This is a genomic window from Bradyrhizobium sp. BWC-3-1 (genome assembly GCF_032917965.1).
GTDB classification, from domain to species: Bacteria; Pseudomonadota; Alphaproteobacteria; order Rhizobiales; family Xanthobacteraceae; genus Bradyrhizobium; species Bradyrhizobium canariense_D.
In genome coordinates, this window is sequence record NZ_CP136625.1 from 2411977 (window position 1) to 2426005 (window position 14029).

Genomic DNA, 14029 nt, shown 5'->3' on the forward strand with positions numbered 1-14029 from the left:
CAGGATCAATCTGATAGACAAGGGGCGGGACGCTGAGTTCCGCCCCTTGTCGTTTGCACCGGGAGCGCTCACTTTTCCGGGTATAATGCGCATGGATGGCGAATCGCCGCTGTCGCAGCGCGGGGGCGGCCGCTAAGTTCGCCGCCTCCCCAAAGGCTCACGCACATGCACCAGTATCAGGACCTGCTCGAGCGGATTCTTTCAGACGGCGCCGAAAAGACCGACCGGACCGGCACCGGCACGCTGTCGGTGTTCGGCCATCAGATGCGCTTCAACCTGTCCGCCGGTTTTCCGATGCTGACGACAAAGCGCCTGCCGCTGAAGGCGATCGTGCACGAACTGTTGTGGTTCCTGAAAGGCGATACCAACATCAAATATCTGCGCGACAACGGCGTCACCATCTGGGACGAGTGGGCCGACGCCAACGGCGATCTTGGCCCCGTCTACGGCCACCAGTGGCGCTCCTGGCCCGCGCCGGACGGACGCAGCATCGATCAGATCGCGAATGTGATCGACATGATCAAGCGCAACCCGGACTCGCGCCGCCTGATCGTCTCGGCCTGGAATCCGGCCGAGGTCGACAAGATGGCGTTGCCGCCGTGCCACTGCCTGTTCCAGTTCTATGTCGCCAACGGCAAGCTGTCGTGCCAGCTCTATCAGCGTTCGGCCGACGTGTTCCTCGGCGTCCCCTTCAACATCGCCTCCTACGCACTGCTCACCATGATGGTGGCGCAGGTCACGGGCTTGAAGCCCGGCGACTTCGTGCATTCGTTCGGTGACACCCATCTCTATTCCAACCATCTGGAGCAGGCGAAGCTCCAGCTCACGCGCGCACCGCGCGCGCTGCCGGTGATGCGGATCAACCCCGACGTGAAGGACATCTTCTCCTTCCGTTACGAGGACTTCGAGCTCGTCGGCTACGATCCGCATCCGCACATCAAGGCCGCGGTCGCGGTCTGAAGTCGATGCAGCTCAACATCCGCCGTGTGCGTCCCGGTGAGGCCGGGCTGGTTCTCGCTTTCATCCGCGAGCTCGCCGAGTACGAAAAACTTTCGCACGAGGTCGAGGCGACCGAGGCTGACATCGCCGACGCACTGTTCGGCGAACGACCGCAACTCCATTGCGCTCTCGCCGAGTGGAACGGCGAGCCGGTCGGCTTCGCGGTGTGGTTTGCGAATTTTTCGACGTTCAGCGGCCGCCACGGCATCTATCTCGAAGATTTGTATGTGCGGCCATCGCATCGGGGCAGGGGCCTCGGCAAGGCTCTGCTCGTGCACCTCGCCAGGGAATGCGTCGAGAACGGCTGGTCGCGGCTGCAATGGGCGGTGCTTGACTGGAACGCGCCGTCGATCGCGTTCTACAAATCGCTCGGTGCCATCATGCTGGAGGACTGGACGCTGTGCCGCGTCACCGGTCCGGCGCTGACGCGGCTTGCCGGGAGCGCGACCTGATGGAGATCGTCTTCGTCGTCGCGATCGCGGAGAACGGCGTCATCGGGGCCGGCAACGCAATGCCGTGGCGAATGAAATCCGACATGGCGCGCTTCAAGGCGCTCACGATCGGCAAGCCCGTGATCATGGGCCGCAGGACCTTCGAATCCCTGCCCCGGCCGCTTCCCGGCCGCACCAACATCGTCGTCACGCGCGATGCGGATTATCGCGCCGCCGGCGCCATCGTGACGACATCGACTGCCGCCGCAGACGCCATCGCGCGCGGCGATGCCCTGCGGCGTTCGGTCGCCGAGATCGCCGTGATTGGCGGCGCCGAAATCTTTCGGCAATGGCTCGATCGCGCCGATCGCCTCGAGATCACCGAAGTGCATGCCCGGCCCGAAGGCGACACGCATTTCGACATCGACAGGGCAGAGTGGGATGAGGTTGAACGCATCCGTCATCCTGCCGGACCCCACGACAGCGCCGACTACTCCTATGTGACATATCGTCGGCGGGCAGGCCATTAACCGCATTTGCCAATGTTAACATTGACTTTTCTGCCCCCAAGCTTAGCTCGGAGGGCGGCGAGGGCTGCGTTGTAAGGGACCTGCCTGTCCCCTATAAAGCCGGACCGGACAAAGCGGGCGGGGGCAATTTCACCCTGCCGAGGAGAGCGTCGAATGCCGTGGAAGAATCAGGGCGGTGGCCCATGGGGCTCGGGTCCGAAGGGACCATGGGGCAACGGCCCGCAACCGGTCGGGCCAAGGCCGCCGGATCTGGAAGATCTTCTGCGGCGCGGCCAGGATCGCCTCCAGCAGATCATGCCGGGTGGCTATTTCTCCGGCATCGGCATCACGCTGATCGTGCTGCTCATCGTCGCGTTCTGGCTGCTGTCGGGCTTCTTCCGGGTGCAGTCCGAAGAGCTCGGCGTCGTGCTGCGCTTCGGCAAGCATGTCCGCACCGTGGAGCCCGGCCTGAACTACCATCTGCCCTATCCAATCGAGACCGTGCTGCTGCCAAAGGCCTTGCGCGTTTCCACCATCTCCATCGGCATGACGCTGATCGACGACCCGGCGCGGCGCGGCCGCTCCATTCGTGACGTGCCGGAAGAGAGCCTGATGCTGACCGGCGACGAGAACATCGTCGACGTCGACTTCACCGTGCTCTGGCGCATCAAGCCCAACGGCGTCGGCGATTTCCTCTTCAACATCCAGAATCCCGAAGGCACCGTGAAGGCAGTCGCCGAGAGCGCGATGCGCGAGGTGATCGGCCGCTCGCAGATCCAGCCGATCCTGACCGGCGCGCGCAACGTTACCGAACAAGGCGTGCAGGAACTAATCCAGAAGACCCTGGACAGCTACGGCGCCGGCATTCAGATCAGCCAGGTGCAGATGCAGAAGGTCGACCCGCCGGCGCAGGTGATCGACGCCTTCCGCGACGTCCAGGCGGCGCGCGCCAATCTCGAGCAGCTGCAGAACGAGGCGCAGACGTATGCCAACCAGGTCGTGCCGCAGGCACGCGGGCGTGCGGCGCAGATCATGCAGGCCGCCGAAGGCTACAGGGAGCAGACCGTCGCCGAGGCCAAGGGCCAGAGCTCGCGCTTCCTGAAGGTTTACGAGGAATACAAGAAGGCCCCCGACGTGACGCGTGAACGGATTTATCTGGAGACGATGGAGCGCGTGCTCGGCGGTTCGGAAAAGCTCATTTATGACGGCGGCCAGTCGGGCCAGGGCGTCGTGCCTTATCTGCCGCTCAGCGAGTTGACTGCCAAGCGGCCGCCTGCAACCGGCCAGCAGACGACCGGAGGCAACCGATGAGATCTCCGGTCACAGGTATCGTCACGCTGCTCGGCCTCCTGCTCGTCGTGATCGTGGGCTACATGTCCCTGTTCACGGTGGCGCAGACCGAGCAGACCATCGTGCTGCAGTTCGGCAAGCCCGTCGATGTCGTTACCGCTCCCGGCCTGCACTTCAAGGCGCCGTGGAATTCGGTGATCAACATCGACAAGCGCATCCTCGATCTGGAGAACCCGTCGCAGGAAGCGATCGCGTCCGACCAGAAGCGGCTCGTGGTCGACGCCTTCGCGCGTTACCGCATCAAGGACGCGCTCCGCTTCTATCAGAGCATCGGCTCGATCCAGGCCGCCAACATCCAGCTCACCACGCTCTTGAACGCTGCGCTGCGCCGCGTGCTCGGCGAGGTCACCTTCATCAACGTGGTCCGCGACGACCGCGAGAAGCTGATGCAGCGCATCCGCGATCAGCTCGACCACGAGGCCGACGGCTACGGCATCCAGGTCGTCGACGTCCGGATCCGCCGCGCCGATCTGCCGGAGCAGAACAGCCAGGCGGTCTATCAGCGCATGAAGACGGAACGCGAGCGCGAAGCCGCCGAGTTCCGCGCGCAGGGCGGCCAGAAGGCCCAGGAGATCCGCTCCAAGGCCGACCGCGAGGCGACCGTGATCGAGGCGGATGCAAGGTCGCTGGCCGAGCAGACGCGCGGCGTCGGCGATGCCGAGCGCAACCGTCTGTTCGCCGAAGCCTACGGCCAGGACGCGGATTTCTTCGCCTTCTACCGTTCGATGGCGGCCTATGAGACCGGGCTGCGCGCGAACGACACCCGCTTCCTGCTGCGCCCGGACTCGGATTTCTTCCGGTTCTTTGGTAACCCGTCCGGCAAGACGGCGACCACGACGCCAGCGAAGCCGTAAGTGAGACAAGGGCGGCAAGTCCGGCCGCCCTTCGTCCAGACAAGAACAGCACAACGGGAGGTTCCAATCCGATGAGGTCCATTGCGTTCGCCGACTTCCTCATCGGTTTGGGCATCCTGTTCGTGCTGGAAGGCTTGATGTTCGCGGCAAGTCCGGCCTGGATGCGCAAGGCCATGAAAAGCGCGATGGCCACGCCGGATAACGTCCTGCGGGCGGTCGGCATTGGTTCGGCCGTGGCCGGCCTGGTCCTGATCTGGGTTATGCGACGTCCAATTTAGCCGTCGCACCAACGCCAAAGTGAAGGCGAGGGACCGGTTTTCGCCTTATTATCCGGGTCTTGAGGCCCGTTAAGGTCCGCGCTTGCGCCGTCCCCCCGTTCGAGCGCAGTCTTGACGTCGAATCCTTGTTTCCTGGAGATCACAATGACCGCTGCCACCATTGCCCCGACCCGTTTGCGCTTAGGGCTGGCCGCGCTCGCCGTTGGCGCTTTCAGCGCACTCGGCACACCGGCCTATGCGCGCGGACCGGATGGCATCGCCGACGTCGCCGAGAAGGTGATTGACGCGGTCGTCAACATCTCGACCTCGCAGACCGTCGAAGCCAAGGGCGGGGGCGGCGGCAGCAATGCCATGCCGCAACTGCCGCCCGGTTCGCCCTTCGAGGAGTTCTTCGACGACTTCTTCAAGAACCGCAAGGGTCCCGGCGGCGGCAGCAAGGGCGGCGAGAACAGCCCGGCGCCGCGCAAGACCAACTCGCTCGGAAGTGGCTTCATCATCGACACGTCAGGCGTCGTCGTCACCAACAACCATGTCATCGCGGACGCCGATGAGATTAACGTCATTCTCAACGACGGGACCAAGATCAAGGCCGAACTGGTCGGAGTCGACAAGAAGACCGACCTTGCCGTGCTCAAGTTCAAGCCGTCGAAGCCGCTGGTGTCGGTGAAGTTCGGTGATTCCGACAAGCTGCGCCTCGGCGACTGGGTCGTCGCGATCGGCAATCCTTTCAGCCTCGGCGGCACCGTGACGGCCGGTATCGTTTCGGCGAAGAACCGTGACATCTCCTCAGGTCCCTACGACAGCTACATTCAGACCGACGCCTCCATCAACCGCGGAAATTCCGGCGGTCCGCTGTTCAACCTCGATGGCGACGTCATCGGCGTCAACACGCTGATCATCTCGCCGTCCGGCGGCTCGATCGGCATCGGCTTCGCCGTACCGTCGAAGACGGTGGCGGGTGTCGTCGACCAGCTCCGCCAGTTCGGCGAATTGCGCCGCGGCTGGCTTGGCGTGCGCATCCAGAGCGTCACCGACGAGATCGCCGAGAGCCTCAACATCAAGCCGCCGCGCGGCGCGCTGGTTGCCGGTGTCGACGACAAGGGCCCGGCCAAACCGGCCGGCATCGAGCCCGGCGACGTCGTCGTCAAGTTCGACGGCAAGGACGTCAAGGACCCGAAGGATCTGTCTCGCGTGGTCGCCGACACGGCGGTCGGCAAGGAGGTCGACGTCGTCATCATCCGCAAGAGCCAGGAGGAAACCAAGAAGGTCACGCTCGGCCGGTTGCAGGATGCCGACAAGGTGCAGGCCGCGGTGAAGACCGACGAGCCTCCGCCTGAAAAGACCGTGACACAGAAGGCGCTCGGCCTCGATCTCGCCGCGCTGAGCAAGGACCTGCGTGCGCGCTACAAGATCAAGGACAGCGTCAAGGGCGTGGTCGTCACCAATGTCGACGCCAATTCGGATGCCGCCGAGAAGCGCCTCTCGGCCGGCGACGTCATTGTCGAGGTGGCGCAGGAGGCCGTCTCCAGCGGCGCCGACATCCAGAAACGGGTCGACCAGCTCAAGAAAGACGGCAAGAAATCGGTGCTGCTGCTGGTGTCGAACGCCGACGGCGAGCTGCGTTTTGTCGCGCTGAGCGTGCAGTAAGAGCGCTCGCTTTCACCTCTCGTCATGGCCGGGCTTGACCCGGCCGTCCACGCCTTGCCATGCGGACGAGCGTAACGTGGATGCCCGGGACAAGCCCGGGCATGACGGCGGAGAGGAGGAGGCTACGCCTCCACGAACTCCTCGCGCCGATACCCCTGCGCATACAGCAGCGCGGTGAGATCGCCATGATCGATCCGCGCCGCGGCTGCGGCCGCGACCGCCGGCTTCGCATGATACGCCACGCCCAGCCCCGCCGCCTGGATCATCGCGAGATCATTGGCGCCGTCGCCGACCGCCAGCGAGTCGACGTCGTCGAGATCGAACGACTCCATCAGATCCACCAGCGTCGCGAGCTTTGCCGCGCGCCCCAAAATCGGCTCCTTCACCTCGCCAGTGAACTTGCCGTCGCGGACGACGAGCTCGTTGGCGCGGTTCTCCTGGAAACCGATCCTGGTGGCGACCGCGCTGGTGAAAAGCGTGAAGCCGCCGGAGACGAGGCAGGCATAGGCGCCATGGGCGCGCATGGTCGCGACCAGTTCGCGGCCACCCGGCGTCAGCGTAATGCGCTTGGCCAGCACCTCGTCGACGGCACTGGCGGGAAGGTCCTTGAGCAGCGCGACGCGCTCGCGCAGCGCCGGCTCGAACTCGATCTCGCCGCGCATCGCGCGCTCGGTGATGGCGGCCACATGGGCCTTCACCCCGACGAAATCGGCGAGCTCGTCGATGCATTCCTGACCGATCATGGTGGAATCCATGTCGGCGAGAAAAAGCTTCTTGCGCCGGAAGCCGACTGGCTGCACCACGATGTCGATGGGCAGGTCGCCGCGAAGCTCGCGGAGCCGCTGCTCGATGGCGTGACGGTCGCCTTCGAGGTTACTGTCGGCGCCGAATGGGATGTCGACTGCAACCCCGTCGAACAGCCAGTGCGCGGGAGCTGCCTGAGGCAGCACGGCGCGGGCGCCGTCGACGATGGTGGAGTCGAGCGCGGGATTATTCGGGTTGCAGATCAGCGTGGCAACGAGGGACATTTGAGGTTTTCGTGAGCGAGGGGCAAGTCGGCAGAAGGCATGTTGGCAAGGCGGTGCTTATCGCAGGCCCGACCGCCAGCGGCAAGTCGGCGCTGGCGCTCGAGCTTGCGCTCGCTGCGGGCGGGGTCGTGATCAATGCCGATTCCATGCAGGTCTACCGCGACCTCCGCATCATCACCGCGCGCCCTACAGATGGCGACGAGGCGCGGGTGCCCCATCGCCTCTACGGCCATGTCGATGCGGCCGTGAATTTTTCGGCTGGCGCCTGGGTGGGCGACGCGGCCAAGGCGCTCGAAGAGGCGAAAGCCGAAGGCCGCCTGCCGATCTTCATCGGCGGCACCGGGCTGTACTTCAAGGCGCTGACGGCGGGTCTTTCCGTGGTGCCGCCGATCCCCACCGAGGTGCGCGAGGGCGTTCGAGCGCGGCTGGAGCGGAACGGCGTCGAGGCGCTGCATGCGGAACTCGCAGCCTCCGATCCGCGAGCCGCCGAGCGATTGAACCCGCGTGATCGCATGCGCATTGCGCGCGCGCTCGAAGTGGTCGAAGCCACCGGCCGTTCGCTGCTGGACTGGCATCATGAGGGCCAGCCGCCGCTCTTGCCCAAGGACAGTTTTCGGGCGGTGTTCCTCGCGCCCGAGCGCGACGAGCTCTATGCGCGCATCGACGCCCGCTTCGACGCCATGTTGGGTGCCGGCGCGCTAGAGGAGGCGGTGCGTCTCGCCGCCCGAAACCTCGATCCGCTGCTGCCGGCGATGAAGGCTCATGGCGTGCCGGCGCTAATCCGGCATCTGCGCGGTGAGCTCAACCTGGAGCAGGCGGCTACCATCGGCCGCGCCGACACCCGCCACTACGCCAAGCGGCAGTTCACCTGGTTCCGGCACCAATTGCCCGAATTCGAGTGGGTGAAGCCGGGGGAGATTCGGGGCTGGCTGGCGGCGATCGTGAACGCGGCGCGGGACCAAGGCTGACACGCTTTTGTGCCTCGGCTCCCGAATTTACCTCTCGCCCAACCCCGGGAACACCGCTACACTGCCAAAATCGCGCGGGAACGGCCGCATTGCCTTGACATCGGGGCGCTGGCCGCTATGTTTCGCGCAACCTTTGGGAAGCCGGGCACCTGCCATGCGTAACATTATTACCAAACTCCTTATCGCCGTCGTACCCAGGCACACCGCCGGGGGTGGCTAGCTGCCATCCACATGACAGGCGGTGTGCATGGGCCCTCTTCGGGGCCTTTTTTATTTCCGAAAACCCGACACGAACGAAGCCGCTGACAACAGCGCATCCGGAGCAAGCCAATGAGCGACAAGAGCCACGATCCGAACCAGATGACCGGCGCCGCGATGATCGTCCGCGCGCTCATCGATCATGGCGTGACCGACATTTTCGGCTACCCCGGCGGCGCGGTGCTCCCGATCTACGACGAGATCTTCCAGCAGAGCGAGGTCCAGCACATCCTGGTCCGCCACGAGCAGGGTGCGGGTCACGCCGCCGAGGGCTATGCGCGTTCGACCGGCCGGCCCGGCGTTGCCCTGGTGACCTCCGGTCCCGGCGCCACCAACATGGTGACGCCGCTCACCGACGCGCTGATGGACTCGATCCCGCTGGTCTGCATCTCCGGCCAGGTGCCGACGCATCTGATCGGCAACGACGCGTTCCAGGAATGCGACACCGTCGGCATCACGCGCCCCTGCACCAAGCACAATTGGCTGGTGCGCGACGTCAACGATCTCGCAAAGGTGCTGCACGAGGCGTTTTACGTTGCGACTACGGGTCGACCGGGCCCGGTGCTCGTCGACGTGCCCAAGGACGTGCAGTTCGCGACCGGCACCTATCATCCGCCGCGCAAATCCGACGTGCATCGCTCCTACGCGCCGCGGGTGAAGGGCGATGCGACGCAGATCCGCAAGGCCGTGGCGCTGCTCTCAGGCGCCAAGCGCCCCGTAATCTACAGCGGCGGCGGCGTGATCAATTCCGGCCCTGAAGCCACCAGGCTGCTGCGCGAGCTGGTCGAGGTCACCGGCTTTCCGATCACCTCCACGCTGATGGGCCTCGGCGCATATCCCGCCTCGGGCAAGAGCTGGCTCGGCATGCTCGGCATGCACGGCACCTACGAAGCCAACATGACCATGCATGATTGCGACGTCATGCTGTGCGTCGGTGCGCGCTTCGACGACCGCATCACCGGCCGCGTCGATGCGTTCTCGCCGGGCTCGAAGAAGATCCACATCGACATCGACCCGTCCTCGATCAACAAGAACATCCGCGTCGACGTGCCGATCATCGGCGACTGCGGCAACATTCTCGGCGACATTCTCCAGGTGTTCAAGGCGGAGGCGAAGAAGCCCGACATCAAGGCCTGGTGGCAGCAGATCGCGCAGTGGCGCGCCCGCAACTCGCTCTATTACAGGAAGAGCAACGACGTCATCCTGCCGCAGCACGCGATCCAGAGCCTGTTCGAGGCGACGCGCGGCAGGGACACCTACATCACCACCGAGGTTGGCCAGCATCAGATGTGGGCCGCGCAGTTCTACGGCTTCGAGGAGCCGCATCGCTGGATGACCTCGGGCGGTCTCGGCACCATGGGCTACGGCCTGCCGGCCGCGGTTGGCGTGCAGGTTGCCCATCCCGACAGCCTCGTCATCGACATCGCGGGTGATGCCTCGGTGCAGATGACGATGCAGGAGATGTCGACGGCTGTGCAGTACGAGCTGCCGATCAAGATCTTCATTCTGAACAACCAGTACATGGGCATGGTGCGGCAGTGGCAGCAGCTGCTCCATGGCAACCGCCTGTCGCATTCCTATTCGGAGGCGATGCCGGACTTCGTCAAGCTCGCGGAAGCCTACGGCGGCGTCGGCCTCCAGGTGCACAAGCCCGGTGATCTCGACGGAGCCATCCAGGAGATGATCTCGGTCAAGCGCCCGGTGCTGTTCGACTGCCGCGTCGCGTCGCTGGAAAACTGTTTCCCGATGATCCCCTCCGGCAAGGCGCACAACGAGATGCTGTTGCCGGAGCAGGCCAACGACGAAGCCACCGCGAAGGCGTTCGCCGGCGGTAAGGCGCTGGTGTGAGCGTGATGTTCGACCTGAACGAGCTCGAACGCGCACATGCGATCGTGGGGCAGGCGGTGCCGGCAACGCCGGCGCACGCCTGGCCGCTGCTCGCCGAGCGGCTCGGCACGCAGGTCGTGGTCAAGCACGAGAATCACACGCCGACGGGCGCCTTCAAGGTGCGCGGCGGGTTGGTCTATCTCGATCGGCTGAAGCGCGAACGGCCGAACATTCCGGGCATCATCTCGGCGACGCGCGGCAATCATGGCCAGAGCCTCGCCTTTGCGGCGAGCCGCCATGGCGTAACTGCCGTGATCTATGTGCCGCGCGGCAATTCGGTCGAGAAGAACCGCGCGATGAAGGCGTTCGGCGCCGAACTCGTTGAGCACGGCGAGGACTTTCAGGCCGCACGCGAGGAAGCCGGACGCCACGCGCAGTTCGCCGGGCTGCACATGGTGCCGTCGTTCCATACGGACCTGGTGCTGGGCGTGGCGACCTATGCGCTCGAATTGTTCCGGGCCGCGCCCGATCTCGACATCCTCTATGTGCCGATCGGGCAAGGCTCGGGGATCTGCGGCTGTATCATGGCGCGCGATCTGCTCGGCCTGAAGACCGAGATCGTGGGCGTGCAGTCGACCGAGGCGCCGTCCTACGCGCTGTCGTTCGCGGCGGGTCAGGTGGTGACCACCGAGACCAGCAACACGCTCGCGGACGGCATGGCGACGCGGATTCCCGATCCGGAAGCGCTCGCGGTCATCCTCAAGGGCGCCTCGCGTATCGTCCAGGTGACGGACGATGAAATCGCGCTCGCGATCCATGCGCTCTGGACCGACACGCATAACCTCGCCGAAGGCGCTGGCGCCGCCGCGCTCTCCGCGGCGCTTCAGGAAAAGACAACATTGTCGGGCAAGCGCGTCGGTCTCGTGCTGTCCGGCGGCAATATCGATTTCGATCTGTTCCGCGGTTGGGTCGGGACGGATGCGCCGGTCGCTCATCGGGCGACGGCGTAACGACGAGAATGAAGGGGACGACAATGAACCAGCCCGCATCCGCCTATTTCATCGAGGAGCGCCACGACCCGAACGAGACGCACACGCTTTCGGTGCTCGTGCAGAACGAGCCCGGCGTGCTCGCGCGCGTCATCGGCCTGTTCTCGGGGCGCGGCTACAATATCGAGAGCCTCACGGTCTCGGAGACCGAGAGCCAGAAGCATCTCTCGCGCATCACCATCGTCACCACGGGTACGCCCATGGTGATCGAGCAGATCAAGCATCAGCTCGACCGCATGATCCCGGTCTATCGCGTCGTCGACATGACGCTGACCAAGCGCTCGATCGAGCGCGAGCTGGCGATGGTCAAGGTGCGCGGGCAGGGCGAGCATCGCGTCGAGGCGCTGCGGCTGGCGGACGCGTTCCGCGCCCGCGTGATCGACGCCACCACCGAGAGCTTTGTGTTCGAGATCACAGGCAATACAGATAAGATCAATCAGTTTATCGACCTGATGCGTCCGCTTGGCCTCGTCGAAGTGTCGCGCACCGGTGTTGCCGCGATTGGTCGCGGGCCTGAAGGAATGTGAGCCATGCTGGCGCGCGACTGGTATTACAACGAGCGGAACCGGATAGGGATCGGGCCTGCAGTGGCCTCGATCTACGACAGTCATGACGATGCCGATCTACGGGCGCGCGCCGCGCTGAAAATGCTCGGCGTCCAGCGCGGCTGGCGCATTGCCGATATCGGTTGCGGCAACGGCGTGCTCGCGACCGAGGCGGCGCTGATGGGCGCCGAGGTCGATGCCATCGACATCTCGCCCGCGATGCTGGCGCTCGCCGAGATCTACGCGCGCGAGCGCAAGGCGCCCGTGCGCACGCAGTCCGCCGGCCTGCTCAGCTTCGCCTACCGGCCGGAATCCTATGACCTGATCGTCAGCGAGTTCACGCTGCACCATCTGCCGGATTTCTGGAAGGCGGTAGCCATGTCGCGGATCTATCGCGCGCTCAAGCCCGGTGCCACTTTCTATTTGCGCGACATCGTCTACGCCTCGATGCCCGATGCGCTCGAGCGCGACGTTGACCAATGGGCCGACTTTGAGATCAAGAACCACGATGTCCCGCGTGAAAGCGTCGTCACCCACATGCGCGACGAGTATTCCACTTTCGGCTGGGTCATGGAGCGGATGCTGACCGACGTCGGCTTCACGCTGGTCTCGGCCGATTACCACGCCCCGATGCACGGCACCTATCTGCTGCGGAAACCCAATTCCTCGACGTAACGGCCGGCGAGCAAGGCTCGACCAGAACAACAAACAGGGCTGCACGACAGGGCAGAACCGGGAACGACAATGAAGCCGGCCGACATCCTCATCGCCATCCTGGTGGCGGTCATCTGGGGGCTTGCCTTCGTGGCAAGCCGGATCGCGCTCGACGAATTTTCGCCGGAGCTGATGACGGCGATGCGCTTCACCATTGCCGCGGTGCCGTGCCTATTCATCCGCAAGCCCAAAGTCGCCTGGTCGCTCCTGATCGCGATCAGCTTCACGCTCTTTCTCGGCCAATTTCTGAGCCAGGCCTATGGCATCGCCCATGGCGTGCCGGTGGGGCTGACCAGCGTCGTCGTGCAGAGCCAGGCGCTGTTCACGATCGGCTTTGCCGCGATCGCATTCCGTGAGCGGCCGACGCCGGTGCAGACGCTGGGCATCGTCATCGCAGCCATCGGCCTTTTGATGATCTGCGGCACGGTCGGCTATGATTTCAGCGTCGGTGCCTTCGCCGTGCTGATGATCGCGCCGGTCAGCTTTGCGGTCGGCAATGTCCTGCTGCGCGGCGCCCGCGGCGTGCCGATGTTCGATCTGTTCGCCTGGTTGTGCCTCGCCACCGCGGTGCCGCTGTTCGCGCTCACGCTGGTGGTCAACGGACCGACGCCGACCTGGCAGTCGCTGGTCCACATGTCGCTCACCGGCCTCATTTGCCTGCTGTTGATCGGCGCCATCTCCACCAGCATCGCCTATTGGCTGTGGGGCCGGCTGCTGCGTGACTATCCCACCGCGCAAGTGGTGCCGTTCGCGCTGCTGGTGCCGTTCGTCGGCTCGGCTGCGTCCAGCATCGTGTTCGGCGAGCGGTTCGGCCCGCTGCGTCTCGCCGGCATGCTCACCGTGATCGGCGGTATCGCGGTGATGGTGCTCGCGAAGCGTCCGCAGGTCCTGCCGAAGACCGCTTGAGGTGACTATGGCCTATTCGCTCTTCTATGCCTTCCTCGCCTTTATGGTCGTGATGTATTTCACGCCCGGGCCGAACAACATCATGCTGCTGGCCTCGGGCCTGACCTACGGCTTTCGGCGCACCATCCCCCACATCGCCGGTATCGTCATCGGCTTTGCTTTCATGATCGCCGCCGTGGGTCTCGGGCTCGGTACAGTGTTTCTGGCCTATCCGATCCTTCAGACCATCCTGAAATACGCCGGCGCGGTCTATCTGATTTACCTTGCCGCCGTGATTGCTTTGTCCGGCCCGACCACGCCGGACGGCGAGACCGGCCGCGGCCCGATGACCTTCTGGGGCGCGGCGATGTTCCAGTGGATCAACGCCAAGGGCTGGGTGATCGTGATCGGCACAATCACCGCCTACGCGGCGATTGCCCAATTCCCCATCAATATCGCGATCCAGACCCTGGTCAGCCTACTCGTCGGCGCGGTCTCGACCGTGGTCTGGGTCCTGTTCGGCACTGCACTACGGCCGGTGTTGACCTCCGAGCGGCTGGTCCGCGCCTTCAACATCCTGATGGCGATCCTGCTGCTGGCGTCTCTCTACCCCGTCGTTATGGATGCATGATGCCTCAGCTTTCCATGCAGAAACGGGTTTCCCAGGGGGCCGAAAATGCTCTAGAC

15 protein-coding genes are annotated in these 14029 nt (G+C 64.7%); 14 read left to right on the plus strand and 1 reads right to left on the minus strand.

Annotated elements, in window-relative coordinates:
• Nucleotides 1-165: 165 nt before the first annotated feature.
• The 7 genes from RX329_RS11695 to RX329_RS11725 all read left to right on the plus strand — a co-directional run bounded on the left by RX329_RS11695 (nt 166) and on the right by RX329_RS11725 (nt 6068).
• Nucleotides 166-960 carry a thymidylate synthase gene (locus RX329_RS11695; RefSeq protein WP_007613362.1) on the plus strand — a complete coding sequence of 265 codons (795 nt, stop codon included), beginning with the start codon at nt 166-168 and terminating at the stop codon, nt 958-960.
• Between the two features lie 5 nt (nt 961-965).
• Nucleotides 966-1451, plus strand: coding sequence for a GNAT family N-acetyltransferase (locus RX329_RS11700; protein ID WP_018454334.1), 486 nt, complete (start codon nt 966-968; stop codon nt 1449-1451).
• The gene (locus RX329_RS11705) at nt 1451-1960 is read left to right on the plus strand and encodes a dihydrofolate reductase (protein ID WP_018454335.1); all 510 of its coding nucleotides are present in this window, start codon (nt 1451-1453) and stop codon (nt 1958-1960) included. Before RX329_RS11700 ends, RX329_RS11705 begins: the two co-directional genes overlap by 1 nt.
• A 153-nt stretch (nt 1961-2113) precedes the next feature.
• Nucleotides 2114-3250, plus strand: a complete 1137-nt coding sequence (gene hflK / locus RX329_RS11710; protein WP_007600977.1) for an FtsH protease activity modulator HflK — start codon at nt 2114-2116, stop codon at nt 3248-3250.
• Nucleotides 3247-4143 carry a protease modulator HflC gene (hflC, locus tag RX329_RS11715; protein WP_018454336.1) on the plus strand — a complete coding sequence of 299 codons (897 nt, stop codon included), beginning with the start codon at nt 3247-3249 and terminating at the stop codon, nt 4141-4143. The genes hflK and hflC overlap by 4 nt, the downstream gene beginning before the upstream one ends.
• A 71-nt stretch (nt 4144-4214) precedes the next feature.
• Entirely contained in the window at nt 4215-4421 is a 207-nt protein-coding gene (locus RX329_RS11720) for a DUF2065 domain-containing protein (protein WP_018454337.1), read from the plus strand.
• 144 nt (nt 4422-4565) lie between these two features.
• Nucleotides 4566-6068 (plus strand): Do family serine endopeptidase, encoded by a 1503-nt coding sequence (locus RX329_RS11725; RefSeq protein ID WP_018454338.1) that lies wholly within the window; start codon nt 4566-4568, stop codon nt 6066-6068.
• A 122-nt stretch (nt 6069-6190) separates the two neighbouring features.
• Here RX329_RS11725 and serB read toward each other — a convergent pair whose 3' ends face one another.
• Nucleotides 6191-7096, minus strand: a complete 906-nt coding sequence (serB, locus tag RX329_RS11730) for a phosphoserine phosphatase SerB (RefSeq protein WP_085385117.1) — start codon at nt 7094-7096, stop codon at nt 6191-6193.
• Nucleotides 7097-7107: 11 nt separating this feature from the next.
• Between serB and miaA the strand changes: the two genes are divergently transcribed.
• The 7 genes from miaA (at nt 7108) to RX329_RS11765 (ending at nt 13973) form a co-directional block, all read left to right on the plus strand.
• Nucleotides 7108-8064: a tRNA (adenosine(37)-N6)-dimethylallyltransferase MiaA gene (miaA, locus tag RX329_RS11735; protein WP_085385118.1), complete on the plus strand. Its 957-nt coding sequence runs from the start codon at nt 7108-7110 to the stop codon at nt 8062-8064.
• 330 nt (nt 8065-8394) lie between these two features.
• A complete protein-coding gene (locus RX329_RS11740) occupies nt 8395-10170 on the plus strand; it encodes an acetolactate synthase 3 large subunit (protein ID WP_085385119.1) in 1776 nt (591 codons plus the stop codon).
• A 5-nt stretch (nt 10171-10175) separates the two neighbouring features.
• On the plus strand, nt 10176-11159 hold the full coding sequence (locus RX329_RS11745; RefSeq protein ID WP_085350263.1) for a threonine dehydratase: 984 nt from the start codon (nt 10176-10178) through the stop codon (nt 11157-11159).
• 23 nt (nt 11160-11182) lie between these two features.
• A complete protein-coding gene (gene ilvN, locus RX329_RS11750; protein WP_007613340.1) occupies nt 11183-11725 on the plus strand; it encodes an acetolactate synthase small subunit in 543 nt (180 codons plus the stop codon).
• 3 nt (nt 11726-11728) lie between these two features.
• Nucleotides 11729-12418, plus strand: coding sequence for a class I SAM-dependent methyltransferase (locus RX329_RS11755; protein WP_085385120.1), 690 nt, complete (start codon nt 11729-11731; stop codon nt 12416-12418).
• A 69-nt stretch (nt 12419-12487) separates the two neighbouring features.
• Nucleotides 12488-13363, plus strand: coding sequence for an EamA family transporter (locus RX329_RS11760; RefSeq protein WP_085385121.1), 876 nt, complete (start codon nt 12488-12490; stop codon nt 13361-13363).
• A 7-nt stretch (nt 13364-13370) separates the two neighbouring features.
• Nucleotides 13371-13973 carry a LysE family translocator gene (locus RX329_RS11765; protein ID WP_085385122.1) on the plus strand — a complete coding sequence of 201 codons (603 nt, stop codon included), beginning with the start codon at nt 13371-13373 and terminating at the stop codon, nt 13971-13973.
• Nucleotides 13974-14029 lie beyond the last annotated feature (56 nt).

What these genes read in the sequence shown, in the direction of transcription:
- RX329_RS11695 (WP_007613362.1), top strand. Translation starts at nt 166, where the DNA reads ATGCACCAGTATCAGGACCTGCTCGAGCGGATTCTTTCAGACGGCGCC.
- RX329_RS11700 (WP_018454334.1), top strand. Translation starts at nt 966, where the DNA reads ATGCAGCTCAACATCCGCCGTGTGCGTCCCGGTGAGGCCGGGCTGGTT.
- RX329_RS11705 (WP_018454335.1), top strand. Translation starts at nt 1,451, where the DNA reads ATGGAGATCGTCTTCGTCGTCGCGATCGCGGAGAACGGCGTCATCGGG.
- hflK (WP_007600977.1), top strand. Translation starts at nt 2,114, where the DNA reads ATGCCGTGGAAGAATCAGGGCGGTGGCCCATGGGGCTCGGGTCCGAAG.
- hflC (WP_018454336.1), top strand. Translation starts at nt 3,247, where the DNA reads ATGAGATCTCCGGTCACAGGTATCGTCACGCTGCTCGGCCTCCTGCTC.
- RX329_RS11720 (WP_018454337.1), top strand. Translation starts at nt 4,215, where the DNA reads ATGAGGTCCATTGCGTTCGCCGACTTCCTCATCGGTTTGGGCATCCTG.
- RX329_RS11725 (WP_018454338.1), top strand. Translation starts at nt 4,566, where the DNA reads ATGACCGCTGCCACCATTGCCCCGACCCGTTTGCGCTTAGGGCTGGCC.
- serB (WP_085385117.1), bottom strand. Translation starts at nt 7,096, where the DNA reads ATGTCCCTCGTTGCCACGCTGATCTGCAACCCGAATAATCCCGCGCTC.
- RX329_RS11740 (WP_085385119.1), top strand. Translation starts at nt 8,395, where the DNA reads ATGAGCGACAAGAGCCACGATCCGAACCAGATGACCGGCGCCGCGATG.
- RX329_RS11745 (WP_085350263.1), top strand. Translation starts at nt 10,176, where the DNA reads ATGTTCGACCTGAACGAGCTCGAACGCGCACATGCGATCGTGGGGCAG.
- ilvN (WP_007613340.1), top strand. Translation starts at nt 11,183, where the DNA reads ATGAACCAGCCCGCATCCGCCTATTTCATCGAGGAGCGCCACGACCCG.
- RX329_RS11755 (WP_085385120.1), top strand. Translation starts at nt 11,729, where the DNA reads ATGCTGGCGCGCGACTGGTATTACAACGAGCGGAACCGGATAGGGATC.
- RX329_RS11760 (WP_085385121.1), top strand. Translation starts at nt 12,488, where the DNA reads ATGAAGCCGGCCGACATCCTCATCGCCATCCTGGTGGCGGTCATCTGG.
- RX329_RS11765 (WP_085385122.1), top strand. Translation starts at nt 13,371, where the DNA reads ATGGCCTATTCGCTCTTCTATGCCTTCCTCGCCTTTATGGTCGTGATG.